This is a genomic window from Desulfovibrio piger ATCC 29098, from assembly GCF_000156375.1.
Classification (GTDB): domain Bacteria; phylum Desulfobacterota; class Desulfovibrionia; order Desulfovibrionales; family Desulfovibrionaceae; genus Desulfovibrio; species Desulfovibrio piger.
This window is the reverse complement of sequence record NZ_DS996361.1, coordinates 131930-157119: the sequence shown is the minus strand read 5'-3', so window position 1 is coordinate 157119 and position 25190 is coordinate 131930. Positions and strand designations below refer to the sequence as shown.

Sequence of the window (25190 nt, the reverse complement as noted above, 5' to 3'; positions counted from 1 at the left end):
CCATCAAAAAGGCGCTTCCGCATCGTGGATCACTTATTTTCAATCCGCTAGAAGAGACAATAGTGCTCTCTGCAAAAAATGCAAAGCATTTCATATTATTTTTTATGCAATATGAAGAATCCGTGACGATTCATCAATTTTTTCAGCATATTGATTCCCAAAATTCCCCATAAAAAAAGCCCCTTCCGGGGAAGGGGCCCAGACCGCTGAAAGGGGGGTCAGTGCTTTTCGCGGTGCCACATGATGAAGAAGACGGAGCCCACGGTCATGGTGCAGGCCAGGAGCATCTTCCAGGTCAGCATCTCACCGCCCAGCAGCCAGCCCAGAAAGATGCCGATGACCGGCACCACATATTCATAAGAGATGGCCGTGGCGATGGGGACATTCTCCAGCAGCCAGAAATAGCAGGCATAGGCGATGACCGAACCGCCGGTGCACATCCAGGCAAAGGCCACGACCACAGGCCAGTGGATGTTCTCGTACCGGATGCCATGGTGTTCGCCGTCCAGGAAGGCGACCACAAGGCACTCCAGGCCGCCCATGAAAATGAGCAAAGCACAGGACTGCAAACTGGCAAGCCGCGTTTTGAAAGGAAAACGGCGGGTCAGCAGGGTACCGGCCACCCAGCCGAGCGTTGCCGTGAAGACCCAGATCATGCCGGAGATGCTGCTTTGCTGTACGCCGCCCACGTTCTGCTGGCTGTAGGCCAGCAGCACAAGGCCGCAGGTCCCCGTAGCCAGGCCCGTCCACTGCAGCAGCCGCGGCCGGGGCTCATTGGCGAACAGCCAGCCGGCCACCAGCATGGTGATGGGCGTAGAACCAGTGATGACCGCCGCCGTGGAGGAAGCCACGCTCTCCTGCCCCTTGGCCAGGAAACCACTTGCCAGCAGGACCATGAACACGCCCATCCGGGTGGCATGGATCCAGTCCTTGCGCTCCGGCCGTATCCAGCGCCCCGTGAGCATCAAAAACAATGCCAGGAGGATGCCGCCGATGACCATGCGGCTGCCCCCGACCAGGAAGGGACCGGCCACCCCAAGGCTGAATTTGTAGCCGATATAGGTGGATCCCCACGAGATGTAGACCAGGAAAAGGTGCAGCATGACGTGCAGGGACTTTTGCGAAATAGGCATAGACGCGCCCCTCCTAAACAATATAGGGGCCAAGTATCATAGTTTTTCAAACTGTCAAGGCATGGAGTGAGGGCGCTATTTTTAACAAATAAATACAGATGGATGCTTGCCACAAGGCTTTTATTTCCCATAGTATGGTCAAGGCAGGCCCACCCCGCTGCCGCGCCCTGCCCGCCATGATGCGGGACAGAGCTTCAGACTTGGCAGGCCATGCCTGCCATGCTATGACAATCCCGGGGGAAGGCTAATTATGAAAGAAGAAAACAAAGACCGATCAGAATTGCTGGCATTCCTGGAGTTCATGAGCCGCAAAGGCCTGAACACCACGGCCCAGAGGCGGATCATCGCCGATGCTTTTTTTGAGCTCCCCGGCCACCACTCGCTGGAGGAGTTCTATCAGCATGTCCAGAAGCTGGACCCGCGCATCGGCCAGACCACCGTCTACCGGACGCTCAAGCTCCTGTGCGATGCCGGCATGGCCACGGAGATCCACTTCAGTGACGGCATCACCCGCTACGAAGTGGCCGCTCCCGACAGTCACCACGACCACATCGTCTGCCAGTCCTGCGGCAAGATCGTCGAGATCTACGATCCCCGTATCGAGAAGCTGCAACAGGAGCTGACCAAGAAGCACGGCTTCGTGCTCTTGCGGCATGTGCATATCCTTTCCGGTATCTGCGCGGACTGCCAGAAAAAAATGCAACAATAAGCTGTTCCGGCCATCGAGACAGCGGGCGGATGCTTCCGCCCTTTTTTTGTGGGTCCGCACTAATTAAAGTTGATTTTCATTTTCATTTAAGACATACTTACAAAAAATCGACCGAAACGAGGACAACAACATGGATGGCCAAAGCATCGCCGTTATCGTCATAGTGGCCGTGGCCGTGATCTTCATGGCCAGAAAACTTTTCATCTCCGCCCGCAAGGGACAGTGCTCCTGCGGCTGCGGGGATGGCAAACAGCAGGCTGGCTGCAAGGGATGCAGCCTTGCCACCAAACGTCAGGACCTGCTCCCGTAATCCCAAAAGCAAAGGCCGCCACTCCCAAGGGAGGGCGGCCTCTTTTTTTATGGATATGCCCGGCGGCTATTCCGCTTCGAACTCTTCGGCACGGGCGATCTGGCTGCCCCGATGCTCGCGCAGGATGGCCAGGGCCTCTTCCTGGGTCAGGATGCGGCCGCGGCATTTGGGGTTCTGCAAACGGTTCTCCGGACAGTAGCCCAGATGCACACAGCTGGGCCCGGCGCCCTGGAACAGATCCGGCGCGGCCTTGCGGCACAGGGAAAGCATCTGCCAGGCCAGGTGGCGGATCTCGTGCTGGGCGTTGCGGCAGCAGCGGATGGAGAACCAGTCCAGCAGGGCATGGGCGTTCATGCCGATGATGGCCTTGAATTCCGTGGCCTGCGGCTTGAGATAGCGCAGGTCTTCTTCCGGCAGCCCGGCTTCCAGCCCGGCGTCGTACCACTGGCGGGTCAGATCGGCCAGATCCCGGCCGGTCAGGCGGGCCGTATGCCCGTCAGGCAGGGTCACCTCAGCGCCGAAATCGCGCACGCTGGCGGGATAGACCACGGAAAAACGCCGCTTGCCGCCCAGCTCCGCACGGCCGGACTTGATGAGGTAGGAAGCCAGGCGCTTGCGCACCAGCTGGGTCTCGGTCACGCGGGAATAGCCTTCCACGCCGAACAGGAAAAAGTCGAATTCCAGCGCGGCACGATGGCCGCTCTCCAGGATATTGCGCACGATCTGCCGGGAATAGGGCGAGGCCACTATCTCTTCCAGGCTGCGCTCGCTGCGCACGAAACGCGCCGCGATGTCCGTGTAGATCTTGCCGCCCCCGGCCAGCAGCACCACTTTGCCGTTCCCGGTATATTTTTCATCCAGCATGTGCGCCTCCTGTGAAATGAAAGGTGAACCTACACGAAAATGTCCTGTGCCTCAAGCGGCCCCCGCTTTTGCGGAATCCGTGCGGGAAGGGGCAGACCTGCGTGCTTCCTTGACGCCCGCCAGCGGACAGCATAGTGTAGATAGCTTCCGATACTGAAGCATCCGCACGCCGCAGCGTGCGTAAAGGAGCGATCATGAGCAAAGATATCAAAGCCTTCTGCCAGCCTGACAGCAAGGGCTTCTTTGGTGCGTACGGCGGCCAGTATGTGCCCGATGCCATCAAGGCCCGCCTGGACGAACTGGACCAAGCCTTCAAGGAAGCCCTGGCCGACCCCGAATTCACGCAGGAGATGCAGCGCCTGCTGCTGCACTTTGCCGGTCGTCCCAGCCCTGTCTTCCACTGCCGCAACCTCAGCAAGAAGCTGGGCGGCGCGCAGATCTGGCTCAAGCGCGAAGACCTCAACCACCTGGGGGCCCACAAGGTCAACAACACCATCGGCCAGTGTCTGCTGGCCAAGCGCATGGGCAAGACCCGCGTCATCGCCGAGACCGGCGCGGGCCAGCATGGCGTGGGCACCGCGGCCAGTGCCGCCCTCATGGGCCTGGAATGCGTCATCTGCATGGGTGAAGTGGACGTCGTCCGCCAGCACCTCAACGTGACCCGCATGGAGATGCTGGGCGCCCGCGTGCATACGGCCATGAGCGGCCAGCGTACCCTCAAGGAAGCCGTGGACGAAGCCCTGGAGATGTGGGTCAACGAGCCCGAGACCTTCTATGTGCTGGGTTCCGCCGTGGGCCCGCACCCCTACCCGCTCATGGTGCGCCACTTCCAGTCCGTCATCGGCAGCGAAGCCCGCGCCCAGATGCTGGAATTTGCCGGCCGTCTGCCCGACGTGGCCATGGCCTGCGTGGGCGGCGGCTCCAATGCCGTGGGCCTGTTCTCCGGCTTCGTGCATGACGAGGGCGTGCGCCTTATCGGCGTGGAGCCCGGCGGCCGCGGCAACGGCTACGGCCAGCATGCGGCCTCGCTCTGCTACGGCGAGCCCGGCGTTCTGCACGGCTTCAATTCCTACATGATCAAGAACGACAAGGGCGAGGCCGGCGAGGTCTACTCCATCTCCGCCGGTCTGGACTATCCTTCCGTGGGCCCCGAACTGGCCGAACTCAAGGATGCCGGTCGCGCCGAATACGTGAGCATCACCGACGAAGAGGCCCTGCAGGCCTTCTATGCCCTGTCGCGCAACGAAGGCATCCTGCCCGCGCTGGAATCCTCCCACGCACTGGCCCATGCCATGAAACTGGCTCCCACCATGGACAAGGACGCCATCATCCTGGTGAACCTGTCCGGCCGCGGCGACAAGGACGTGGCCCAGGTGGCCGATCTGGTGAACAGCGGCGCCTTCGTGCCTGCCGGCGACTAGATGTGACAGCCGGAGGGGCAAGGGAGCTCCCTCCCCCACGGCCCCTTCACCAACGTGATCCCTCAGACCGGTACGTCATGTGCCGGTCTGTTTTTTTGCGACAAGAGGCGTGACATCCCATCCCCCTGGATGGTAACGCCACCTCACGGTCCCGGAAGACAGCCCCCGCACAGAGCGGGGAGCGCCCGGGGCCCTGCTCATCTCCTGACCACGGCCCGTCCCTGCGGACGGCCGGTCAGGCAAATCCATTCTGACGAGGCACACCATGCGAGAGATCGACGCCGCGACCATCAGTGCCGCCGTGGCAAAGCTGGCCGTGCAGGCCTGCTGTCATCTGCCCGCCGATGTCCGGGACGCGTTCCGGCAGCGGCTGGACAAAGAGCCTTCGCCCGTGGGGCGCAACATCCTGGAACAATTGCTGGAGAACGCGGATATCGCCGCGCGGGACGACATCCCCATCTGCCAGGATACTGGCCTGGCCGTGGTCTTTGCCGAGGTGGGGCAGGACGTGCACATCACGGGCGGCGATTTTGAAGCCGCCATCCACGAAGGCGTGCGCCGCGGCTATGTGGACGGCTATCTGCGCAAGTCCTGTGTGGCCGAGCCCCTGTTCGAGCGCAAGAACACCGGCGACAACACCCCGGCCGTCATCCACACCCGCATCGTGCCCGGCGACGGCCTGACCCTGCGTTTGGCCCCCAAGGGCGCCGGTTCCGAGAACAAGAGCGTGGTCAAAATGCTGGTGCCCGCCGACGGCATCGAAGGCGTGCGCAAGGTGGTGCTGGACGCCGTACTGGCGGCCGGGCCCAACTCCTGCCCGCCCATGGTGGTGGGCGTGGGCCTGGGCGGCACCATGGAAGTGGCCGCCCTGTGCGCCAAGCGCGCCGCGGCCCGCGATCTGGAGAGCCGCAACCCCGATCCCCGCTATGCCGCCTTCGAGGACGAGCTGCTGGAGCTCATCAACCGCACGGGCATCGGCCCCCAGGGCCTGGGCGGCGAGACCACGGCCCTCAAGGTGCATGTGGAATGGGCCCCCACCCACATCGCCTCCCTGCCGGTGGCGGTCAACATCAACTGCCATGCGGCGCGTCACGCCGAAGTGCGTCTGTAGGAGGCTGCCATGTCCGATATGAAACGTATCCGCGCTCCCTTCGACGAAGCCACGGCCCGTTCCCTGCGTGCCGGAGACCGGGTACTCATCACGGGCACCATCATCGCCGCCCGCGATGCCGCCCACAAGCGCCTGGTGGAGACCCTGGCCCGGGGCGAAGAACTGCCCGTGGATCTGGACGGGGCGGTCATCTATTATGTGGGGCCCAGTCCGGCCAAACCGGGGCGGGCCATCGGCGCGGCCGGGCCCACCACCGCCGGACGCATGGACGCCTACACGCCCACCCTGCTGGCGCAGGGCCTGCGCGGCATGATCGGCAAGGGCTACCGCAAGCCCGAAGTGGTGGAAGCCATGAAGCGGCACGGCGTGCCCTATCTGGCGGCCGTGGGCGGTGCCGGGGCGCTCATCTCGCAGCGCATCAAAAAATATACGGTGCTGGCCTACCCCGACCTGGGCCCCGAGGCCGTGGCCGCGCTGGAAGTGGAAGACTTCCCGGCCATCGTGGTCATCGACAGCACCGGCGACAATTACTACGAGACCGGCCAGGCCCCGTACAGGAAGCTGTAACGAACAGATCATGAGGGGGAAGGAGACCCCTTTGGCTGACACGCAAAGGGGTCCCCTTCCCCCTCGCCCCCATCCCTCCCCCAACGCGTTTCATTCTGGAGGATGGCGGCCATCCCTCCACACGGGCTTGCCCATGCCTGCCGGTCCCCCGGCAACAGTTTCGATAGATTCGATAAAAAAGCGGCGGACAGGAATTTTCCCGTCCGCCGCTTTTGTGTGTTGCTTTGCCGTACCGTCAGGCTGCGGGCAGCCTGCTAGAAGCTGTACATGTAGGAAAGGCTGAAGTTCCAGGCGTCGCGCACTTCGTCGTTGCGGCCGTTCATGCGGCTGTTGCCCCACACGCTGCCGTCATGATCCAGCCACAGGGCCACATAGGCCACATCCAGGGCCACGGTGAAGTTCTCGGTCACCTTCGTGGTGCTGGTCAGGCCCCATTCCAGAGCGTAATCCTGGCGGGTCAGGTACAGGCCGTCCATGCCGGGCGTCCCGGACAGGGCGCCGGAGTTGGCCGCCAGCCCCTGCGAGGACAGCCACTTGGCCATGCCGGGGTCGTTGGTGCCGCCGATGAGGTTGACGCGGAAGGTCTGGTACAGATCCTCGATGACATTGACGTCGCGCAGCTGCAGGCCCACGCCCCAGGTGCCGGTCATGCCGTTGCCCACCGCGCCTTCACGGGAGATGTATTCATTGCCGTTGAAGGCATAGTGCGACCAGGCGTTGTGCACGTTGGCCACGCTGAGATAGGGCATGCGCTCGGAACCGTTGCCGCGGTCGTCGTCATCACCGGAGGCGTACCAGCCGTAAAGGCCGGGTTTGGTCCAGCCCAGATCGTATTCCACCAGCAGCGAGGCCAGCCAGCCGGCGCGGTTGGCGGAGCCGTCGTCATAGCTCACGGAACCGTAGTTCAGGTCCCAGGCGATGCGCCAGGGATCCAGCAGGGTCAGCTCGCCGGTCAGGCCCGCCCAGAAGGCGTTGCCGTACAGGTCCATGCGGCTGTTGTGGGCCGCGCCACCGGCAGGCAGCATGCCCGCCAGATACTGGATGCCGGAAACGCCCACCTTCTGCCAGTCGTTGGCGTGGTCGGCCTTGAGGCTGTTGGGGCCGATGCCCGCGTACATGGCCCAGGGCGTCAGACGGAAACCGTCGAAGGTCAGGGGCAGCAGCAGGGCCGCCACGTCCACATTGTCCATGTAGTTCTTGCGGAGGCCGTCGTCGCCGTAGCCCTGGAAATTGTCGTTGTACAGACGCGCCCACAGACCGGTGAGGGCCACGTTCTCGTTGATCTGCCAGCTGGCCGTGATGCCGGCGGCATCATCGCCCCACACCTGGCTGCCGGTGGTCATGCTGGGCAGGAAGAAGCCCTGCAGGCCCATGCGGACCTTGATGTCGGTATCCGGCACCATCCAGTCCAGCCAGGCGTTCTTGACTTCCACCACCGTGCCGTCGGCGCCCAGGGCACCACCGGTGGCGCTCTGGCCCCAGATCTGGTCGCCCATTTCGAAGATGACGGAGCCGGAGAGGTTTTCCGAGGCCGCGGCATCCAGTTGCAGGCGCAGGCGCTGGCGGGCCTCGAAGTTGTCCTCGTTGCCCTTCTTGTAACCGGTCATGCCGTTGCCGCCGGTGAAGGCGCCATGCTCGCCGTAATCAAAGGCCATGATCCACTGGCCGCGGATCTTGAAGTCGATGGCCTGGGCCATGCCCGCGGCGGAAAACAGCAGGCCGGCGGCCAGGAGGAGCGTTGCGATCTTTTTCATGGCGTATCCTTCATAAGGCGAATTTCTGTCCCGAAAGACAGGTGGCAGCATAGCCGTCGGCGTTCCGGCTGGCAAGATGGTGCGTCAAATTTTTTTTACCGCCCGTCGTCTTCGGCCTGCGGTCTGCCCAGCGGCCCGCCCGCCTGCCGCTGCACGGGCGCGGGCCCGGTGCTGCTGCGCACGACCAGCTCCGGCATCACCTCCACGCGGGTGATGCTGCACCCGGGGCCGCTGGTGATGCGGTTGTGGAGCATCTCCAGCGCGCTGCGGCCCTTTTCGGCGATGTGATGTTCCACCGTGGTCAGGCCCACCCGCGAGAAGTGGGAAGGATAGATGTTGTCGAAACCGCACAGGCTGTAATCTTCCGGCACCCGTGCGCCGCTCTCCAGGATGGCGTCCAGCACGCCGTAGGCCACCATGTCGTTGACGGCCACGAAGGCCGTGATGTCCCGCTCGGCCATGCAGCGCCGGGCCAGGGTGTAACCGGTGCGGTGCTCGATGTTCAGGTCGCCGCGCTCCTGCTCGGGCGTGATGGTGCAGGTGCGGACGAGGAAGCGGCCCTCGGGGCAGGCCTCGCGGAACACGTCGCGCAGCCCTTCCAGGCGCCGCAGCCGTGCGGAATTGTCCTTGTTCAGGGGCGTGGCGATGCAGGCGACGGAACGGTGCCCCAGCCCGATGAGATAGCGGGCCACCAGCACGCCCGCATTATAGTTGTTGAGCTCCACCGTATCCAGATTGAGGCTGGCGTCCCTGTCACCGATGACCACCACGGGCGTCTCCCGGTTGGCCAGCTCTGCCTGGGCCGGGCACAGCGGCATGGCGCAAAAGACGATGCCCCCTACGGAAGCGGCCGACAGGGTGCGCAGCAGGCGGGCCTCCACAGCGGCGTCACGGTAGGTGGGGAAGACCATGGTGTCGTAGTCATGCCGGGCGGCGGCATCCTGCACGGACTGCACCAGGGTCGCGTAATAGGGGTTGACCACATTGGGGCAGAGGATGGCCACGCACTTCTCGGCCATGAGGTGCGAGGGCCGGTGCCGCCGGATGCCCCGGTAGCCGAGGGCCTCGGCGGCCTCGCGCACCTTGAGGACCGTCTCGCGCGAGAAGGAGACGTCCGGCCGTTCCGAAAGGATCATGGAGGCCGTGGCCGTGGAGACGCCGCTGCGGGCGGCGATGTCTGCCAGAGTGACGCGCTGGCTGCGTTGCATGGGCACCTCCCTGCGCTGCAGATAAAAACCGTTGCTGTTAAATTTAATTTTTAATTAAAAATTAATCAAGGCTGCCTGCCAAAAAGGCCGATCTCCGCCCTTTTTAGGTAAAAAAATGTTACAATCCCATGAAAATATCCTGTCCGGGCCTTACCCCTCTTGTCTTATTTTTTCTGCTATGGCAGCCTTTCCCCAGCGTCTTTTGCCGGGCGGCCCAGGAGCGGCCCCGATGATTAAAAATTAAATAAACTTCAACAAAATTTTCAGGAGCAGGCATGAATCCTCCCTCCCAGAAACAGATCCGTACCGTGGCCCTGGCCAGCCTGCTGGGCGCCACCATCGAATGGTACGATTTCTTCCTTTACGGCGTCGTGGCGGGCATCGTCTTCAACAAGCTCTACTTCCCCACCGACGACCCCTTCATCGGGACCCTGCTGGCGTACAGCACCTTTGCCATCGGCTATCTGGCCCGCCCCTTCGGCGCTTTCGTCTTCGGCCACTTCGGTGACAAGATCGGCCGCAAGAGCATGCTGGTGCTGACCATGCTCATCATGGGCATCGCCACCATCGGCATCGGTCTGGTGCCCACCTATGCCCAGATCGGCATCGCCGCTCCCATCATCCTCCAGACCTTCCGCCTCATGCAGGGCCTGGGCCTGGGCGGCGAATGGGGCGGCTCCGTGCTCATGACCTACGAATACGCCAGCAAGCGCCAGCGTGCCTTCTATGCCAGCATCCCCCAGATGGGCCTGGCCACGGGCCTGTGCCTGTCCTCCGGCGTGGTGGCCCTGCTCTCCGCCAGCCTGACCGACCAGCAGTTCTTGGAATGGGGCTGGCGCATTGCCTTCCTCATCAGCGTGGTGCTGGTGGGCGTGGCCCTGTACATCCGCCTGCACATCCTTGAGACCCCCGACTTCCAGAAGGCCAAGGATTCCGGCAAGACCGCCGACAAGACCCTGCCCATCGTCAAGGTCTGCCGCAACCATCCCGGCAACATCGCCCTGGGCGTGGGCGCCCGCTGGATCGACGGCGTGTTCTTCAACGTGCTGGCCGTGTTCGTCATCAGCTACCTGGTGCAGTACATCAGCATCGAGCGCACCCAGGCCCTGACCATCGTCATGATCGCGGCCCTGCTCATGTGCCCCTTCATCCTCATCGCCGGCCGCCTGGCCGACCGCTACGGCCGCGGCATGGTCTACGGCGTGTCCAGCCTGCTCTGCGGTCTGTCCATCTTCCCCTCGTTCTGGCTCATGGAAGGCAGCGGTGGCAGCCTTTTCCTCATCGCCCTGGCCATCATCATCCCCATCAGCGTGTTCTACGCCGGTGTCTTCGGTCCTGAGGCCGCCCTGTTCTCCGACCTGTTCCCGCCGGACGTGCGCTACACCGGCATCTCCATCGTCTACCAGTTCCCCGGTTTCCTGGTGGCCGGCATCGTGCCCGGTCTGTGCACCTTCCTCATCAACTGGAACGAAGGCGATCCCCTGTATGTCTGCCTCTTCACCCTGCTCGCGGCCGTGACCAGCGCCCTCTCGGCCTTTGCCATCCAGCGCAAGAGCATCGCCGCCCAGCGCAAGCACGGTGACGACGCCGAGCATATCTAGGCGCTTACGGGTTGTCATCATGGAAATCCTGCAAATATCGGACCTGCACCTGCGCGGCGACGGCAAGCTCTCCTTCCGCAAGGTGGACACGCCCGCCTGCCTGCGCACGGCGGCGGCCTATCTGCACGCCCTGAACCGCATGCCCGACGCCATCGTCATCACCGGCGACCTGGCCGACAGCGGTGACGAGCATGCCTACCACATGCTCTACGAGGCCCTCGGCGACCTGCCCGTGCCCATCTACGCCGTGCCCGGCAACCATGACCGCCGCGACCGCATGCGTGCCATCCTCAAGGGCTGGGTGCCCGAGGAAAGCCCCGTGCCGCCGCGCGTCTGCCACTGCGTGGACATGGGCGAACTGCGCCTGGTCATGCTGGACAGCATGGAGCCCGGTTCCCACAGCGGCCACTGCCCCGAAGCCATGGCCCGCTGGCTGGACGCCTGCCTGCAGGAAGATAGCAGCCGCCCGGCCCTGGTCTTCATGCACCATCCGCCCTTCATCACGGGCATGGGAGCCATGGACGAACCCTTCGAAGGCGCCGACCTGCTGCGTGACGTGCTGTCCCGCGCGCCCTGGGCCCGTCTGTGCTGCGGCCACATGCACCGGCCCATCTTCACTGCCTGGGCGCAGGGCCTGGCCCTGACCGTGCCTTCCATCTCCATGCAGATCGACCTCGACCTCAGCCCCGAGGGCGGCGACACCTTCCGCATGGAGATGCCCGGCTACATGCTGCATCACTGGGACGGCAGCCACCTCAACAGCCACGTGTGCCAGATCCCCGCCGATGTAGACTTCTCCGGCCCCCATCCCTTCGCGGATTCCGTCAATCCCGTGGAAGACTGATACCAGGACGGCAGGCGCAAGCCTGCCGTCTTTTTTTCCTTCATGTCCACACAGCGCCGGCCGCACAACTCCGGTGCCGTGCGTCACCTTCAGCAGGAGCATCCCCCCGGATGCTCCTTTTTTTATCCTTAGCGTCCACACCGGACAGACGGTGAGGGAGCACGCAGGATGCAGGCGGCACGACCGCGGCCAGGGATAAAGGCGCACAGGCGGCAATGGCCCGCTGCTGCCATCGGCGGGCAGATGCGCCCGTGGCCTTCCCGCCCTTGCGCCGTCCCCCCTCAAAACGTCCTTGCCCCGCCCTTCCCGGATCCCGTCCATGGCGAGTGTGCCTCTTGCCTCCTGCTCCGGCCCCCACCCCTCCGGCTTGAGGCCGCTGACGCCCCGTGCTAAAATCGGCTTTTGTCCCTGCCTTGCCGCAGGGACCGGCGCGCCGGTACGTCCCCGCGCTTCCGCGTCCACCGTACCGGCCGGTGACGCCGTACAGACTTTGCCAAGGATCATCCCGTGAGCGTTCCTTCCTTTACCCGTCCCATCATCCGTCCCGATGCCGACATCCTTGCCCGTGTGCCCGGCCTTTGCCTGGGCTGTCTCGTCCATGAAGTGGAAGTGGAACCCAGCCGCCCTGACTGCCAGGCATATCTGGACGACGAACTGGCGCCCCGTCTCGTGGCCCGCATGGAAGGCGAGCCCCTGTCCCAATGGCCCAACCTGGGCCCCTCGCGCGCGAGCTGCAAGGCCTGCGGCAAGGATCCCGGCCGCTACCGCATCTCTTCCGAGGCCCTGTACCGCCGCCTCAAACAGGGCAAGGGGCTGTACGCCATCAACAGCGTGGTGGATGCCAACAACATCGCCTCTCTGGAGACTGGCTTTTCCCTCGGCAGCTACACCCTTGCCAACCTCCGGGGCGACATCACCTTCCGCCGCGGCCTGCCGGGCGAGACCTACGAAGGTATCGGCAAGGGCGGCCTCAATCTTGAGAACCTGCCCCTGTTGGCCGACGCCCTGGGCCCCTTCGGCAGCCCCGTCAGCGATTCCACCCGTGCCCTGGTGGACGATCAGACGCGCATCTGCCTGACCGTCATCTACGGTTTTGACGGTGCGGCCCCCGTGGAAGAGGCGCTGCGCACCAGTGCCGCCGCCTTTGCCCGTTTTTGCCGCTGCCGTCCCCTGTGCGATCCCTGGTGCGTCCAGGGCTAGGGACACCCCGGCATCCGTGGCGGCGCTGCCGAAGCGCCGCCCGCCGCGCCGGACAGATCTTTTTGCCATCCCACCGGAACGCCCCTGCCTGCGGGTCGTACCGGCCCCTCAAGGAGCTTCCATGACCGATCTTTCCTGCTTCAAGGCCTATGACATCCGCGGCAAGGTGCCCGATCCCCTTTCCCCCGAGCTGGCCTTTGCCCTGGGCCGTGCCGTGGCCGAACATTTTTCTGCACGCCGCGTCGTCCTCGGTTACGATGCCCGCCTGAGCGGCCCCGGTCTGCACGCCGCGCTGGCTGCGGGCCTGCATCAGGCTGGGGCCCAAGTCTTCAGCCTGGGCATGTGCGGCACCGAAGAGATCTACGATGCCACCGCCCGGCAGGATTTCGACGCCGGCATCATGATCACCGGCAGCCACAACCCCGCCGACGAGAACGGTTTCAAGCTGGTACTGCGCGGCGCCCGGCCCGTGAGCGGCGATTCCGGCCTGCGCGACCTGCGCGACCGTGTGGCGGCCCAGCTGGCGGAGGGCGTCTCCCTGCCCGCGGACGAAGCCCCGGTGACGCTGGTCAGCTTCCGGCAGGAATACGTCCGCCGCATCCTGGACTACACCGGTGCCGCCGCGCAAAAGCCCCTCAGGATCGTGGCCGATGCGGGCAACGGCTGCGCAGGCCTGCTGCTCAAGGAATTGGCCCCGCACCTGCCGCACGAATTCATCTTCTGCCAGATGGAGCCCGACGGCACCTTCCCCAACGGGGTGCCCAACCCCCTGCTGCCCGAAAAACGCGCCGCCACGGCCCGTGCCGTACGCGAGCACAAGGCCGACCTGGGCATCGCCTGGGACGGCGACTTCGACCGCTGCTTCTTCTACGACAACGAAGGCAACTTCATCGAAGGTTACTATCTGGTGGGCCTGCTGGCCTCCGAGCTGCTCCCCCGCTTCCCCGGCGCCAGGATCATCTACGATACCCGCGTCTACTGGAACACCCGCGAGCTCATCCAAGCGGGCGGCGGCGTCCCCGTCATGGGCAAGACGGGCCACGCCTTCATGAAGGAACGCATGCGCGCCGAAGATGCCGTCTATGGCGGCGAGATGAGCGCCCACCACTACTTCCGCGATTTTGCCTACTGTGATTCCGGCATGCTGCCCTGGCTGCTGGTCATCGCGGCCATGCAGCGCCACGGCAAGCCCCTGGCCGAGCTGGTGCGCGAGCGCATGGAGGCCTGGCCCTGCAGCGGCGAGATCAACCGCCGCGTGGCCGACGCCCCGGCCCTGATGCGCAAGATCCGCGACCATTACGCGCCCGCCGCCACCTATGAAGACGCCATCGACGGCGTCAATCTGGAATTCGGCGACTGGCGCTTCAACCTGCGCATGTCCAACACCGAGCCCCTGCTGCGCCTCAACGTGGAGAGCCGCGCCAACAGGGAACTGCTGGAAGCAAAGACCGCCGAGCTGCTGGCCCTCATCGACGCCGGTCTGTAAGTCTGGATGGGCGAGGGGAGGAGGGGCCCTTTTTGAAAAAAGGTCTCCCTCCTCCCCTCGCGCTCCCCTCCTCCTGCCAAAAACTTTTATCCCGGTCACCGGCAGGACAGGGAAGAGGCGGCGGCAACCGCGCTGCTGCCGGTCTCCCGGTGATACGGGGGAGGGCTTCCCCATGTCTGCCGCTGCCATTGCCGCCATGCCGGTCGCCCGGGACACAGGGGAGGCGTCACGGCGCCCGCCGGTCTGGGGCGCGTGCTGGCAGGTCCCCGGTGATACGGGGAAAAACGCCTGTTGGCCGCTTTCGGCTTGCGCAGCGGCACGGAGGGCTGACACCAGCATAGCGGCACCCGCGAGGCAGCGACGGAGACCAGCGACCGGACCGGAAGAAGGTTTTTTCGGGGCGGGGGAGAGTTTGAGAGGGGGAGGGGCAGTTTTTGCCCAAAAACGCCCCTCCCCCTCTCAAGCCCTGTCGAACCAAAAACGAACCACAGGGAACCACGCCATGGAAAAGATCAAACTGGCCGCCGCCATGTTCATCGTGGGCAGCATCGGCCTCTTCGTCCACTATATCCCGCTGCCCCCGGCGGTCATCGCCTGCACCCGGGCCGTCATCGGCACCCTCTTCCTGCTGCTGGTGCTGCGCCTGAAAAAAACGCCCCTGCACGGCCAAGCCATCCGCAAGAACGCCCTCTGCCTCCTGCTCTCCGGCGCGGCCCTGGGCTTCAACTGGATCTTCCTCTTCGAGGCCTTCCGCCATACGGGCATCGCCGTGGCCACGCTCTGCTATTACATGGCGCCTGTCTTCGTCATCCTGCTCTCGCCCCTGGTGCTCGGCGAGCGCCTGACCCGCCGCAAGATCGTCTGTACCCTGCTGGCCGTGCTGGGGGCCGTGTGCATCTCCGGCGTGTTCACCGGCAGCCGTCAGGACCCGCGCGGCATCGCTTTCGGGCTGGCGGCCGCCCTGCTCTACTGCTCCCTCATCCTCCTCAACAAGCGCTTGCGCGGGCTGGATACGCTGGAGACCACCTTCTGCCAGCTCTGCACCGCCGCCCTGGTCATGCTGCCCTATGTGCTGCTGGGCGGGCACCTGCACGGTCTTGCTCCCGAGCCGTTCACCCTCTTCCTGCTGCTGGTGGTGGGCATCGTCCACACGGGCCTGGTCTACATCCTGTTCTTCTCGGCCGTGGGCCGTCTTCCGGCCCAGACCACGGCCGTGCTCAGCTATGTGGATCCCGTCACCGCCATCCTGCTGGCCACCCTTTTCCTGCACCAGCCCTTCGGCCCGGCGGAGCTATGCGGTACCGTCCTCATCCTGGGCGCCACGCTGGCCAACGAGCTGCCGGGGAACAGGACGGACGGGGCGCGCGCCTAGCCATAGGGAGCGTGCCGGAAAGTACGCGTGCGGTCCCGGCAGCGCCCGCCACAAGGCTCCGTGCCTGCCGTGCCGGGATGCGGCCCCGCTGGCCCGTCATCCTGAGCGGGAGGCCTCCTGCCGTGCTCTGCCCCTTGGCGAGAACATCCACGCCAGCCCGCATACGGGGCCCGCTGCCGGATCCTCTCCCATTTCTGCCGCATCCTGCCCGGCCCCTTTACTCCCGGCGGACAGTCCTTATCTGTAGGGTCCCGGCGCGTCGGCGACCGGGCGTTTTCAACCAAGGAGTATTTCCATGCAGGTCCTGCTCATCAACGGCAGTCCCCATCCCAAGGGCAGCACGGCCACGGCCCTGGCCACTGTGGCCCGGCAACTGGAAAAGGCCGGTATCGAGACCACTACCCTCCACGTGGGCCACAAGGCCATCCGCGGCTGTATCGCCTGCGGCAAATGCGCCCAGACCGGCCTGTGCATCTTCAAGGACGACCCGGTCAACGAATGCATCGAGCGCATGCGCGAGGCCGACGGCCTGGTGGTGGGCTCGCCCGTCTATTATGCCGGTCCCAATGCCAGCCTGTGCGCCCTGCTGGACCGCATGTTCTACATGAAGTCCGCGCCCTATGCCTTCAAGCCCGCGGCCGCCGTGGTGAGCTGCCGTCGCGGCGGGGCCAGCGCCTCCTTCGACCGCCTCAACAAGTATTTCACCATCGCCCGCATGCCCGTGGTCTCCTCCCAGTACTGGAACTCCATCCACGGCAACAATGCGGAAGAGGCCGTGCAGGACGCCGAAGGCCTGCAGATCATGCGCACCCTGGGCGACAACATGGCCTGGCTGTTGCAGTGCATCGAGGCCGGCCGCAAGGCGGGCATCACGCCGCCTGCCGTGGAACCCTGGCAGCCCACCAACTTCATCCGCTAGACCGGAACGGCAGCCACGGGGCGGCCATGCGCACGTCCCCTGCGTCCGTCCTTCCTGACAGGTCATGACGAAGAGGCCCTTTGCGGGCCTCTTTTTTATGGCAGCCTGAAAGCCGCGCTTTACGCTCGTGCAAGACCGCTTCCGTCATCCCGTGCTATAAGAACGGGATCGTCCCCGCCGGGACACGGACCATCAGCACCACATTTTCGTGGAAGGAGGAAGCAGGATGAACGCATGGCTGCTCCTGATACTGGCAGGACTGTGCGAGATAGGCTGGCCGCTGGGCCTCAAATGGACGCAATCGGGCCTGTGGCGTGTGCCCGGCTTCCTTATGGCGGGCGTCTGCATGCTCGTCAGCGGCACCCTGCTCTTCATGGCCCAGAAGCACATCCCCATCGGGACGGCCTATGCCGTCTGGACAGGCATAGGCGCGGCCGGTACCTTTCTGGCCGGGGCCCTGCTTTTCGGCGACCCCGTACAGCCGTTGCGGCTTGCGGGCATCGCGCTCATCATCGCGGGCGTGGCCCTGCTCAAACTGGCCTGACGGAACGGGACGGAAGGAACGGGAGAAGGAAAAGGGAGCGCCTGAAAAAACAGGCTGCCCGGTACCGAGGACGCCCCGTCCGGTAAAGGAAACGGCAGGAGCGACCGTCAGGACAAAGCGGACGGCATGGCGGCAGGATGTTTGGGACGCCCCGTGTCAACGCCCCGGATGCCCTGCCTGCGGGAGGCACGCATGATCATCACCACGGAACGCCTGCATTATCTTTGGGCCGTGGCCGAGACCGGCTCCTTCGCGGCCGCCGGGCGCCGTCTGGGCGTGAGCGGCGCGGCCGTGCAGCAGGTCATCCGGCATTTCGAACAGGATCTGGATGCGCCCCTGTTCCGGCGCAGTCCGGGCCGCAGCCCGGTGCTGACCGACCTGGGGCGGCAGTTCTACTTCCATGCCCTGGACATCATCCCGCGTCTGGAAGGGCTGGAGAACCTGGCCGCCACACGGGGACAGGGGCAGGAAGGGCAGCTGCGCATCGGCCTGCACGGCTTCGTCATGTTCCCGGAGGTACGGGCCGCTCTGGTGGAGCTGCAACGGACCTTCCCCCTGCTGGAGATATTCCTGTATGACGGCGAGGATTCCGTCCTGCATTGCGACAAGCTGCGCCAGCTGGACAGCAGCGCCCGCCATACGGTGGACATCCTGCTGGCCCCGGCACGGCTGCGCTACGATCACGGCGGCCAGTCGGTCATGGCCGGGCGCATCATCTGGCGCGTGGTGGCCGCTGCCGACCATCCCCTGAGCCGCATCCGGGGCAGTCTTTCCCTGGACGACCTGCTGCGGCACCGCCAGATCCTGCCCCTGCCGGGCGTCATCAGTTCCGATGCCTTTTACGACAGCTTCCGCCTCAGCAGCCATCTGGTGCATTACAGCCAGTTCTACCAGTTGCAGGAGATGCTGCTGGCGGGCATGGGCTTTGCGGTCTTCCCTGCCCAGCTGGCCCGTCCTTTCGTGGAACAGGGGCGGCTCAAACTGCTGGAGCTGGACTTCGACGACGGCATCAGCACCACAGCGGTGGAGCTGGCCTGGGTCGAGCCCCTGGGCACGGCCGGGCGCTGGCTGGTGGAACGCCTGCGCGAGCTGCCGCCGGAGGAAGGGGGACGCTGAACCGGGCCGGGGCTACCAGTGCTTGCCCACGGTCATGCCCAGGAAAAGGGCCGCGAAGCCCAGGATGGTCTGGGCGCCGATATTGAACAGCAGCAGGGCCAGACGGGTCTGCCCCAGGGCGAAGGAATCGAAGATCAGGGACGAGAAGGTGGTGAACGAGCCCATGAAGCCCACCAGGATGATCAGGCGCACCGTATCCGAGATGAGCAGGCGCACCGCGGCCAGCTCCCAGATCAGCCCGAACAGGAAGCAGCCCAGCACGTTGACCACAAAGGTCCCCAGCGGGTACTGCCGCCCCACCAGCGTATTGGCCAGTTCCGAAACGCCGTAGCGGGCCAGGGCCCCTGCCCCGCCCGCCAGAAAAAGAAGGCCGCAATTGCGCAGCGCCGTCACATCCATCGTCATCCTCCATCATGATCGCAGGCCGGCGCGCCGCACCTGACGCCGCCGCGGCCATCACCGTCCTTGCACCGGCAAGGCTCCGCGGGCAAGGCACTGACGTATGTCCCGCATCCCGGGCGCGTCCGCTCCCGGCAGGAGAACGCCAGCGCCGCAATGGCGGGCATCCGGGCTTTGCAATCCCGCGCTTCTGCTTTAGGGTCGGCTTTGGAGCGATGCCCGGTAACCTCTGCTGTCCGCGCCGACACGGCAAAGGCAGGGTCATGGCCGCGCCTCATCCTCTGTCTGCCCCGGCAGGCCATGGTTTGCTTGTTCCCGCACTGAAGCTGTCTGACCGGGAGGTCCCATGTTCCCCTTGCTGCACGGACGCCGCTGGTGGCATTTTCGCCGTTTCGAGGGCTTGTTGCTTTCCCTCGCCTGCATGTTCCTGCTGAATATCATTTTTCCCGGAAAAATCTATGGCGGTACGGCCCAGGCCTGCTACCTGCCCCTGCAACTGCTGGCCGGGATCAATCTGTACGGGCGTCTTCGTCCGGGCTTCTGGGCAGCGGCCCTGACGGCCGCGGGCATCCTGGCCCTGCATCCCTTCCAGGCGCTGTCTTCCATGCCCCGGGCGCTCCAGCTCAGCCTGCTCCTGCTGCACGGCCTGTTCTTCTTCATTATCCTGCTGGAAGTCTTCATCCAGCTTTACCGCGCCCAGACACACCGCCTGCATCTGGATGCCCGGCAGACCCTTTGCGCGGGCCTTTCCGGCCTGCTGCTCATCGGCTACAGCGGTTTTTTCCTCTTCCTGCTGCTGGAGAGCTTCCAGCCCGGTTCCTTCCGGGGCCCCGATCCCGACGGCGTGAGCCTGCAGGATCTTTTCTACTTCAGCTACATCAGCCTCATGACCATCGGCTACGGCGACATCACGCCCGTTTCCTGGGCCGCACGCAATGCCACCGTGCTGGTGTCCCTGTCCGCCAACATCTATTCGCTGGTGGTCATCGCCTCCATCGTGGGCCGCACCTTTGCCAGCCGCCCCGTCCAGAAGGCGGACAAGGAACCCGCCTCCAAAGAGAACCCGTAGCCGCGCTCCTCTCACAAGGCCTTACACGCGGCGACGGAACATCCACACCGCCACGCAGACGCAGACCACGGTGATGGCGCAGATCTTAAGCAGGCTCACGGAAGCGGCCTCGAAGGTGATGTCGCGCAGGAACACGCCCTGCACCAGGGTGGTGAAATGGCGGATGGGGTTGAGCTGGCTGCCGTGCTGCAAAACCATCGGCATGTTGATGACCGGCGTCACGGCCCCGGAAAGCAGGATGCAGGGCACGCCCACGGTAAAGGCGCCCAAAAAGGCCTGCTGCTGGGTGGAGGACAGGGAAGAGATCATCAGGCCGATGCCGCCCGCCGCCAGCGAGAAGATGAAGATGGCCACATAGAGCAGCAACACCGAGCCCGTGAAGGGCACGCCGAAACCGAAGACCGAGACCAGCAAAAAGATGGTGCCGTGGGCCAGCCCCACCACGCAGCCGGGGATGAGCTTGGCAAGGGCGATCTCGGTGGGCGTGGCCGGCGAGACCAGCAGCTGGTCGAAGGTGCCCGCCTCGCGCTCGCGGGCGATGGACAGGCCCGTCACCACCAGCCCCAGCATGAAGCTCAGCATGCCGATGAGGTTGGGCAGGAAGAACCACTGGAACTCGAAATTGGGGTTGAACCAGCTGCGCTGCCGGATGTCCAGGCTGCCGCCGCCCGCCCGCGCGGCCTGCCGCCCCAGCGGCGTCTGCGCGGCCACCTCGGCCAGCATGACCTGCACATAATAGGCCGCGATCTGGGCCGCATTGGAACGCCTGCCGTCCAGCAGCAGCTGCACGGTCACGGGCTCGCCGCGGGCGGCCCGGCGGGAGAACTCCGCATCGAAGACCATGACGAACAGGGCCTTCTCCTGCTCGATGGCCGGACGCACCTCCTGCTGCCCGCGCAGGAAGAACACATGCCGGAAGGTGGGCGAGCCCTCCAGACGGCGCACGATCTCCCGGCTCAGGGGGCCTTCGTCATGGTCGAGCACGGCCACGTCCACATTGCGCACTTCCATGGTGGCGGCCCAGCCGAACACGACGATCTGCATGAGCGGCGGCACGATGAGCAGCATGCGGGAGATGGGGTTGCAGAACAGGACCAGCAATTCCTTGCGCACGATGGCCAGCATGCGCCGGATATGGAGCAGAAGGGCATCGCGCAGCATCAGACATCCAGCCTTTTGACCAGCTTTTTATAGACCAGGCCCAGCATGAGCAGGGCCAGCAGGCTCATGGCCCCCAAGCAGGGCCAGAACAGTTCCCAGACGTCCCCGGTCAGGAAAAGCGTCCGCAAACAGGTGTTGAAATAACGGGCCGGCACCAGATGGGTGATGGCCTGCAGGACGGGCGGCATGCTGTTGATGTCGAACACGAAGCCCGACAGCAGCAGGGCGGGCAAAAAGCCGGAAAAAAGCCCGGCCTCGGCGGCCTGCAGCTGGCTGTGCAGGCTCACGGAGATGAGCAGGCCCTGCCCCAGGGCGCAGAGCATGAATACCGAGGAGATGAACAGCAGCGCCCCCACCGAGCCCCGGTAGGGCACGCCGAACAGGGTCACGGCGGCCAGCGCGCACAGGCCCATGCTGAACATGCCCATGCAGTAATAGGGGATGAGCTTGCCGAGCAGCATCTGCCAGCGGCTCACGGGCGTGGCCAGCATGGCTTCCATGGTGCCGCGCTCCCACTCGCGGGCAAAGACCAGCGAGGTCAGCAGGGTGCCGATGAGCGTCATGATGACCGTGATGGCCCCAGGCACCAGAAAACGCTCGCTCTTGGCCGTGGGATTGTACCAGTAACGTTCCTCGATGCTCACCGGGCTAGCCTGCGGCACCCCGCCCGCCTGCCGGGCCCCCTGCCAGCGCAGCAGCACGGCCTGCGCATAGCTCTGGATGAAGCGGGCCACGTTGGGTTCGGTGCCGTCCACGATGAGCTGCACGTCCGCCGCGGCGCCCCTGTCCAGCTGGGCGTCGAACTGCTGGCCCAGCACCAGGATGCCCTGCACGGAGGATTCGCGCATCAGGCGCTCGCCCTCGCGCATATGGCCGATGGAGCGGATGACGAAGTGCGGCGAATGGGCAAAGTCCGTCAGCAGGGCCCGCGAATGCTGACCGCCGCTCTGGTTGAACACGGCCAGCTGCAAGACGCCCGCGTCCAGAGTGATGCCGTAGCCGAAGAGCAGCAGGAACAGCAGGGGCAGCACCCCGGCCACCAGATAGGACGAGGGGTCCCGCACGATCTGCTGGAATTCCTTGCCCACCAGGGCCAGCAATTGCCGCACCCAGAGGCGGCGTGACAGACGTTCTTGCATCAGTGTTCCCTCTCCCGGCCTGCCGTCATAGCTACCTGATTTCTCGATCCTTTTTCCCGTCCCGCACGCCCTGCCTGACCGGGCACCCTGACAGTGCGCCGGCGCAGGGGCGCGCCCGTCAGCCAGCAAGCTCGCGGCCATCACGACAGCGCGCGGGAGCCGGGATATCCTTTTCCCCGCAGGCGGTGCCACTCCTTACTGCGGGTGCTCTGCATCATAGCGCCGGATGCTGGCGATGAAGGCATCCTCCAGCGTGGGGTCGTCGGGAACGCCCTCCATGCCCCGGCAGGAGGCCTTGAGCGCGTCCGGCGTGCCCATGCTGATCATGGCGCCCCGGTAGATGAGGGCCATGCGGTCGCAGTATTCGGCTTCTTCCATGAAATGCGTGGTCACCAGCACCGAGGCCCCGGCTTCGGTCATGGCCGTGATATGCTTCCAGAAATCCCGGCGGGTACGCGCGTCCACGCCCGATGTGGGCTCGTCCAGAAAGAGCACCGGGGGCTCGTGCAGGGTGGCGCACAGCAGGGCCAGGCGCTGCTTCTGCCCCAGCGGCAGGCTGTGGGTGCGGCTGTCCAGAAAGTCCGTCAGCTCCAGGGCCTGCGCCAGAACGGGCAGCAGGGCCTTGCGGCGTTCCGGGGCCAGGCCGTACAGCTCCGCACAGGTCAGGATGTTCTCGCGCACCGGGATGTCCAGATACAGGGAAAATTTCTGCGCCATGTAGCCCAGACGCGAACGCGCCGCACTGCCCGCACGCAGCAGGTCCACGCCGTCCACGCTGCACTGCCCCGACGTGGGCCGCGACAGGCCACAAAGCATGCGGAAGGTGGTGGACTTGCCCGCGCCGTTGGGCCCCAGCAGACCGAAGATCTCCCCGGCGCGCACCGTGAAGCTGATGTGGTCCGCCGCCGTGAAATCGCCGAAGCGCTTGGTCAGCTCTTTCGCCACGATGCGTTCCGGCGCTTCCACGGCCAGTTGCGGCACATGGCCGCTGCCGTCGCCTCCTGTCCTGCCGTAGGGCGAAGGCTCCTGATTGAGACCGCCCACCATGTGCATGTAGGCATCTTCCAGACGGGCGGGGACGTTCTCGCCCCCGGCATCGCGCACGGCGGCCCGCGTGCTTTCCGGAGCATCCCGCCCCAGCAGCACACGGATGCGGCTGCCCTGCATCAGGGCGTCCTCCACGCCCGGCGTCCGCGTCCAGCGGGCAAGGGCCGCCTTGCTGCCCTCGCTACCCGGCGGCACATGGAACACGCGCCCTTCCACCCGGGCGGTGAGCCCTTCGGGCGGGCCGTCGTAAAGGATGCGGCCGCCGTCCAGCATGATGATGCCCGGACAGCGCGCGGCCTCGTCCAGATAGGCCGTGGACCAGATGACGGTCATGCCGTCATCGCTCAGCTCGCTGACCATCTGCCACAGCTCCTGCCGCGACAGGGGGTCCACGCCCACGCCGGGCTCGTCCAGCAGCAGCACGCGCGGCGCCCCCAGAAGGGCGCAGGCGATGCCCAGCTTCTGCTTCATGCCGCCGGAAAGACGTCCGGCCAGACGGCGGGTGAACGGCCCCAGCGAAGTGAAGGCCAGCAACCTGTCGAACAGGGCGTCACGGGCCTCGCCCTCCAGACCGCGCAGACGGGCGTGCAGGCGCAGGTTGGCCATGACGGAAAGGTCTTCATACAGGCCGAAACGCTGCGGCATGTAGCCGATGCTGTTGGGAGCGTCCGCCGCCACCTCGCGGGCGGGACGGCCGAACAGCAGGGCCTGTCCCGCCGCCGGTTCCATGAGCCCGGCCAGCAGGCGCAGCAGGGTGGTCTTGCCCGCACCGTCCGGCCCCACGAGACCGGTGATGCGCCCGGCCGGGATGCGGGCATCCAGCCCGCGCAGGGCCTCCACGGCCCCGAAGCGCATGGCCAGGCCGCGCAACTCCACGGCGATGCCGTCCCGCGGCATCATGGCCTCCTGCCCGGCCTCAGGGGCGGCAGCGGCCTTGCGCCCTGCGTCCCCGTTCCTGTGGCCGTCACCGGCAGGACCGTCCTCAGGCCGGGCCGTGTCCGGCGCCCCGGCTGCCCGGCGCCGCCACCAGGCGGACCAGAAAGACATTAGGGCTCCACCAGGGTCACGGTCACGGGCATGCCCTGCCGCATGACGTTGTCGGGATCGTCCACCTGCACCCGCAGCCGGTAGACCAGCGAGGTACGCACTTCCATTGTCTCCACGCTCTTGGGCGTGAACTCCGCCGCCGGAGAGATGAAGCCCACCCGGCCCGAAAATTCCTTGTCCGGCACCGCATCCACGCGCACCCGCACGGCCATGCCCGGCTTGATGCGGCCCAGCTGCGGCTCGTCCACATAGACGCGCAGCCACACCGGGTCCACCAGGCTCAAGGTGTACACGGTCTGCCCGGCCTGCACGATGGCCCCCGCCTCACGGGCACGGGTCAGGACGATGCCGTCCTGCGGCGCGGTCAGCAGGGCGTCACGCAGCCGGATCTCGGCCAGTTCCAGAGCCGCAGCAGCGGCATCCACCGCCGCCCGCTGGGCCAGCACCTCTTCCTCACGGTAGCCGGACAGCAGCATGTCCAGCTGTTCCTGCGCCGAGCGCAGTTCCGCCCGGGCCGACCTGTCCGAGCTGCGGGCATTGTCCAGCTCCTTCTGGGAGATGGCGTTGCGTGCGCGCATGGCGCTGATGCGGTTCAAATTGATGGCCGCATTGTCGGCCACAGCACGGGCACGGGCCACGGCGGCACGGGCCTGCTCCACTTCTTCCGTGCGGTAGCCGCGCTCCAGACGCAGCAACTGGGCCTTCTGCCCGGCCAGCTGGGCCGCTGTCTGGTCCCGCTGCTGGCGCAGCAGGTCATCGTCCAGACGGGCCAGCTCCTGCCCGGCGCGCACGCTGTCGCCTTCGTCCACCAGCACCTGGGCGATGCGGCCATCCACGCGAAAACTCACATCCACCTGGCGGATCTCCACATTACCGTACAGCACCAGGTTCCCCTGCGTCCCGTCCCACAGGAAATACCAGCCCAGCGCCACGGCCACGCCCACAAGCAGCACCGCTGCCAGAATCTTTTGCCGCATATCTCTCTCCCGCATGGAGCCCGGGCAGGAAGGCATCCCCTCTGCGCCCCGCAGCCCCGGACAAGTCTCCATTTCTGGGCCCGGCTCGGGAATCCGGCATGATACCGGCCGGATGCGACCGTCAGGGCCCTCAGGCTAGGCAGCATACGAAGATTGTCCCTCCCTGTCCATCCGGGCGGGGACGGGGATGGC

Annotated in this window: 24 protein-coding genes; 14 read left to right on the top strand and 10 right to left on the bottom strand. The window is 65.4% G+C overall.

What is annotated here, in order from left to right; all coding sequences use genetic code 11:
• Nucleotides 1–218 precede the first annotated feature (218 nt).
• Nucleotides 219–1133 carry a DMT family transporter gene (locus DESPIG_RS12390; RefSeq protein ID WP_006009352.1) on the bottom strand — a complete coding sequence of 305 codons (915 nt, stop codon included), beginning with the start codon at nt 1131–1133 and terminating at the stop codon, nt 219–221.
• A 250-nt stretch (nt 1134–1383) separates the two neighbouring features.
• On the opposite strand from DESPIG_RS12390, the gene DESPIG_RS12385 reads away from it, so the two are divergent.
• The gene (locus DESPIG_RS12385; protein ID WP_006009348.1) at nt 1384–1842 is read left to right on the top strand and encodes a Fur family transcriptional regulator; all 459 of its coding nucleotides are present in this window, start codon (nt 1384–1386) and stop codon (nt 1840–1842) included.
• A 130-nt stretch (nt 1843–1972) separates the two neighbouring features.
• The gene (locus DESPIG_RS12380; protein ID WP_040370166.1) at nt 1973–2152 is read left to right on the top strand and encodes a hypothetical protein; all 180 of its coding nucleotides are present in this window, start codon (nt 1973–1975) and stop codon (nt 2150–2152) included.
• A gap of 66 nt (nt 2153–2218) precedes the next feature.
• Here DESPIG_RS12380 and thyX read toward each other — a convergent pair whose 3' ends face one another.
• Nucleotides 2219–3016, bottom strand: coding sequence for an FAD-dependent thymidylate synthase (thyX, locus tag DESPIG_RS12375; protein ID WP_006009344.1), 798 nt, complete (start codon nt 3014–3016; stop codon nt 2219–2221).
• A gap of 194 nt (nt 3017–3210) precedes the next feature.
• Here thyX and trpB point away from each other — a divergent pair, with 194 nt between their 5' ends.
• From trpB to DESPIG_RS12360, 3 genes are all read left to right on the top strand, one after another.
• Complete coding sequence (trpB, locus tag DESPIG_RS12370; protein WP_006009340.1) at nt 3211–4437, top strand: tryptophan synthase subunit beta; 1227 nt, start codon at nt 3211–3213, stop codon at nt 4435–4437.
• A 265-nt stretch (nt 4438–4702) separates the two neighbouring features.
• Nucleotides 4703–5548, top strand: coding sequence for a fumarate hydratase (locus tag DESPIG_RS12365; protein ID WP_006009337.1), 846 nt, complete (start codon nt 4703–4705; stop codon nt 5546–5548).
• A 9-nt stretch (nt 5549–5557) separates the two neighbouring features.
• Nucleotides 5558–6115, top strand: coding sequence for a Fe-S-containing hydro-lyase (locus tag DESPIG_RS12360; protein ID WP_006009336.1), 558 nt, complete (start codon nt 5558–5560; stop codon nt 6113–6115).
• Nucleotides 6116–6369: 254 nt separating this feature from the next.
• Here the strand turns inward: DESPIG_RS12360 and DESPIG_RS12355 are convergent, their stop codons facing one another.
• The 3 genes from DESPIG_RS12355 to DESPIG_RS13925 form a co-directional block, all read right to left on the bottom strand.
• Nucleotides 6370–7869 carry an outer membrane homotrimeric porin gene (locus DESPIG_RS12355; RefSeq protein WP_006009334.1) on the bottom strand — a complete coding sequence of 500 codons (1500 nt, stop codon included), beginning with the start codon at nt 7867–7869 and terminating at the stop codon, nt 6370–6372.
• 95 nt (nt 7870–7964) lie between these two features.
• A complete protein-coding gene (locus DESPIG_RS12350; RefSeq protein ID WP_006009332.1) occupies nt 7965–9077 on the bottom strand; it encodes a LacI family DNA-binding transcriptional regulator in 1113 nt (370 codons plus the stop codon).
• A gap of 118 nt (nt 9078–9195) precedes the next feature.
• Entirely contained in the window at nt 9196–9354 is a 159-nt protein-coding gene (locus DESPIG_RS13925) for a hypothetical protein (RefSeq protein ID WP_006009330.1), read from the bottom strand.
• Between DESPIG_RS13925 and DESPIG_RS12345 the strand changes: the two genes are divergently transcribed.
• The 8 genes from DESPIG_RS12345 (at nt 9353) to DESPIG_RS12310 (ending at nt 18159) form a co-directional block, all read left to right on the top strand.
• Nucleotides 9353–10678 (top strand): MFS transporter, encoded by a 1326-nt coding sequence (locus DESPIG_RS12345; RefSeq protein ID WP_006009329.1) that lies wholly within the window; start codon nt 9353–9355, stop codon nt 10676–10678. The two genes, DESPIG_RS13925 and DESPIG_RS12345, sit on opposite strands and share 2 nt — an antisense overlap.
• Before the next feature lie 19 nt (nt 10679–10697).
• On the top strand, nt 10698–11522 hold the full coding sequence (locus DESPIG_RS12340; protein ID WP_006009328.1) for a metallophosphoesterase: 825 nt from the start codon (nt 10698–10700) through the stop codon (nt 11520–11522).
• A gap of 507 nt (nt 11523–12029) precedes the next feature.
• A complete protein-coding gene (locus DESPIG_RS12335) occupies nt 12030–12722 on the top strand; it encodes a B3/B4 domain-containing protein (RefSeq protein ID WP_006009324.1) in 693 nt (230 codons plus the stop codon).
• A gap of 121 nt (nt 12723–12843) precedes the next feature.
• Complete coding sequence (locus DESPIG_RS12330) at nt 12844–14208, top strand: phosphohexomutase domain-containing protein (RefSeq protein WP_006009322.1); 1365 nt, start codon at nt 12844–12846, stop codon at nt 14206–14208.
• A 502-nt stretch (nt 14209–14710) separates the two neighbouring features.
• Entirely contained in the window at nt 14711–15580 is an 870-nt protein-coding gene (locus DESPIG_RS12325; protein WP_006009317.1) for a DMT family transporter, read from the top strand.
• Between the two features lie 295 nt (nt 15581–15875).
• On the top strand, nt 15876–16499 hold the full coding sequence (locus DESPIG_RS12320) for a flavodoxin family protein (protein ID WP_006009315.1): 624 nt from the start codon (nt 15876–15878) through the stop codon (nt 16497–16499).
• A 226-nt stretch (nt 16500–16725) separates the two neighbouring features.
• Entirely contained in the window at nt 16726–17043 is a 318-nt protein-coding gene (locus tag DESPIG_RS12315) for a DMT family transporter (protein WP_006009311.1), read from the top strand.
• Nucleotides 17044–17235: 192 nt separating this feature from the next.
• Nucleotides 17236–18159, top strand: a complete 924-nt coding sequence (locus DESPIG_RS12310) for a LysR family transcriptional regulator (protein ID WP_040370206.1) — start codon at nt 17236–17238, stop codon at nt 18157–18159.
• A 12-nt stretch (nt 18160–18171) separates the two neighbouring features.
• Here the strand turns inward: DESPIG_RS12310 and DESPIG_RS12305 are convergent, their stop codons facing one another.
• Entirely contained in the window at nt 18172–18564 is a 393-nt protein-coding gene (locus DESPIG_RS12305) for a fluoride efflux transporter FluC (RefSeq protein WP_006009305.1), read from the bottom strand.
• 340 nt (nt 18565–18904) lie between these two features.
• Between DESPIG_RS12305 and DESPIG_RS12300 the strand changes: the two genes are divergently transcribed.
• A complete protein-coding gene (locus DESPIG_RS12300; RefSeq protein ID WP_006009303.1) occupies nt 18905–19627 on the top strand; it encodes a potassium channel family protein in 723 nt (240 codons plus the stop codon).
• 21 nt (nt 19628–19648) lie between these two features.
• On the opposite strand, the gene DESPIG_RS12295 is transcribed toward DESPIG_RS12300, so the two are convergent.
• The 4 genes from DESPIG_RS12295 to DESPIG_RS12280 form a co-directional block, all read right to left on the bottom strand.
• Nucleotides 19649–20788, bottom strand: a complete 1140-nt coding sequence (locus DESPIG_RS12295) for an ABC transporter permease (RefSeq protein WP_006009301.1) — start codon at nt 20786–20788, stop codon at nt 19649–19651.
• Nucleotides 20788–21927 (bottom strand): ABC transporter permease, encoded by a 1140-nt coding sequence (locus DESPIG_RS12290; protein ID WP_006009299.1) that lies wholly within the window; start codon nt 21925–21927, stop codon nt 20788–20790. The genes DESPIG_RS12295 and DESPIG_RS12290 overlap by 1 nt, the downstream gene beginning before the upstream one ends.
• A 195-nt stretch (nt 21928–22122) precedes the next feature.
• On the bottom strand, nt 22123–24021 hold the full coding sequence (locus DESPIG_RS12285; protein WP_006009297.1) for an ATP-binding cassette domain-containing protein: 1899 nt from the start codon (nt 24019–24021) through the stop codon (nt 22123–22125).
• Nucleotides 24021–24998: an HlyD family secretion protein gene (locus tag DESPIG_RS12280; RefSeq protein WP_040370163.1), complete on the bottom strand. Its 978-nt coding sequence runs from the start codon at nt 24996–24998 to the stop codon at nt 24021–24023. Before DESPIG_RS12280 ends, DESPIG_RS12285 begins: the two co-directional genes overlap by 1 nt.
• Nucleotides 24999–25190: the final 192 nt, after the last annotated feature.

Coding starts and splice junctions, on each gene's coding strand:
- DESPIG_RS12390 (WP_006009352.1), bottom strand. CDS start 1,133: ATGCCTATTTCGCAAAAGTCCCTGCACGTCATGCTGCACCTTTTCCTG.
- DESPIG_RS12385 (WP_006009348.1), top strand. CDS start 1,384: ATGAAAGAAGAAAACAAAGACCGATCAGAATTGCTGGCATTCCTGGAG.
- DESPIG_RS12380 (WP_040370166.1), top strand. CDS start 1,973: ATGGATGGCCAAAGCATCGCCGTTATCGTCATAGTGGCCGTGGCCGTG.
- thyX (WP_006009344.1), bottom strand. CDS start 3,016: ATGCTGGATGAAAAATATACCGGGAACGGCAAAGTGGTGCTGCTGGCC.
- trpB (WP_006009340.1), top strand. CDS start 3,211: ATGAGCAAAGATATCAAAGCCTTCTGCCAGCCTGACAGCAAGGGCTTC.
- DESPIG_RS12365 (WP_006009337.1), top strand. CDS start 4,703: ATGCGAGAGATCGACGCCGCGACCATCAGTGCCGCCGTGGCAAAGCTG.
- DESPIG_RS12360 (WP_006009336.1), top strand. CDS start 5,558: ATGTCCGATATGAAACGTATCCGCGCTCCCTTCGACGAAGCCACGGCC.
- DESPIG_RS12355 (WP_006009334.1), bottom strand. CDS start 7,869: ATGAAAAAGATCGCAACGCTCCTCCTGGCCGCCGGCCTGCTGTTTTCC.
- DESPIG_RS12350 (WP_006009332.1), bottom strand. CDS start 9,077: ATGCAACGCAGCCAGCGCGTCACTCTGGCAGACATCGCCGCCCGCAGC.
- DESPIG_RS12345 (WP_006009329.1), top strand. CDS start 9,353: ATGAATCCTCCCTCCCAGAAACAGATCCGTACCGTGGCCCTGGCCAGC.
- DESPIG_RS13925 (WP_006009330.1), bottom strand. CDS start 9,354: ATGCCTGCTCCTGAAAATTTTGTTGAAGTTTATTTAATTTTTAATCAT.
- DESPIG_RS12340 (WP_006009328.1), top strand. CDS start 10,698: ATGGAAATCCTGCAAATATCGGACCTGCACCTGCGCGGCGACGGCAAG.
- DESPIG_RS12330 (WP_006009322.1), top strand. CDS start 12,844: ATGACCGATCTTTCCTGCTTCAAGGCCTATGACATCCGCGGCAAGGTG.
- DESPIG_RS12325 (WP_006009317.1), top strand. CDS start 14,711: ATGGAAAAGATCAAACTGGCCGCCGCCATGTTCATCGTGGGCAGCATC.
- DESPIG_RS12320 (WP_006009315.1), top strand. CDS start 15,876: ATGCAGGTCCTGCTCATCAACGGCAGTCCCCATCCCAAGGGCAGCACG.
- DESPIG_RS12315 (WP_006009311.1), top strand. CDS start 16,726: ATGAACGCATGGCTGCTCCTGATACTGGCAGGACTGTGCGAGATAGGC.
- DESPIG_RS12310 (WP_040370206.1), top strand. CDS start 17,236: ATGATCATCACCACGGAACGCCTGCATTATCTTTGGGCCGTGGCCGAG.
- DESPIG_RS12305 (WP_006009305.1), bottom strand. CDS start 18,564: ATGACGATGGATGTGACGGCGCTGCGCAATTGCGGCCTTCTTTTTCTG.
- DESPIG_RS12300 (WP_006009303.1), top strand. CDS start 18,905: ATGTTCCCCTTGCTGCACGGACGCCGCTGGTGGCATTTTCGCCGTTTC.
- DESPIG_RS12295 (WP_006009301.1), bottom strand. CDS start 20,788: ATGCTGCGCGATGCCCTTCTGCTCCATATCCGGCGCATGCTGGCCATC.
- DESPIG_RS12290 (WP_006009299.1), bottom strand. CDS start 21,927: ATGCAAGAACGTCTGTCACGCCGCCTCTGGGTGCGGCAATTGCTGGCC.
- DESPIG_RS12285 (WP_006009297.1), bottom strand. CDS start 24,021: ATGTCTTTCTGGTCCGCCTGGTGGCGGCGCCGGGCAGCCGGGGCGCCG.
- DESPIG_RS12280 (WP_040370163.1), bottom strand. CDS start 24,998: ATGCGGCAAAAGATTCTGGCAGCGGTGCTGCTTGTGGGCGTGGCCGTG.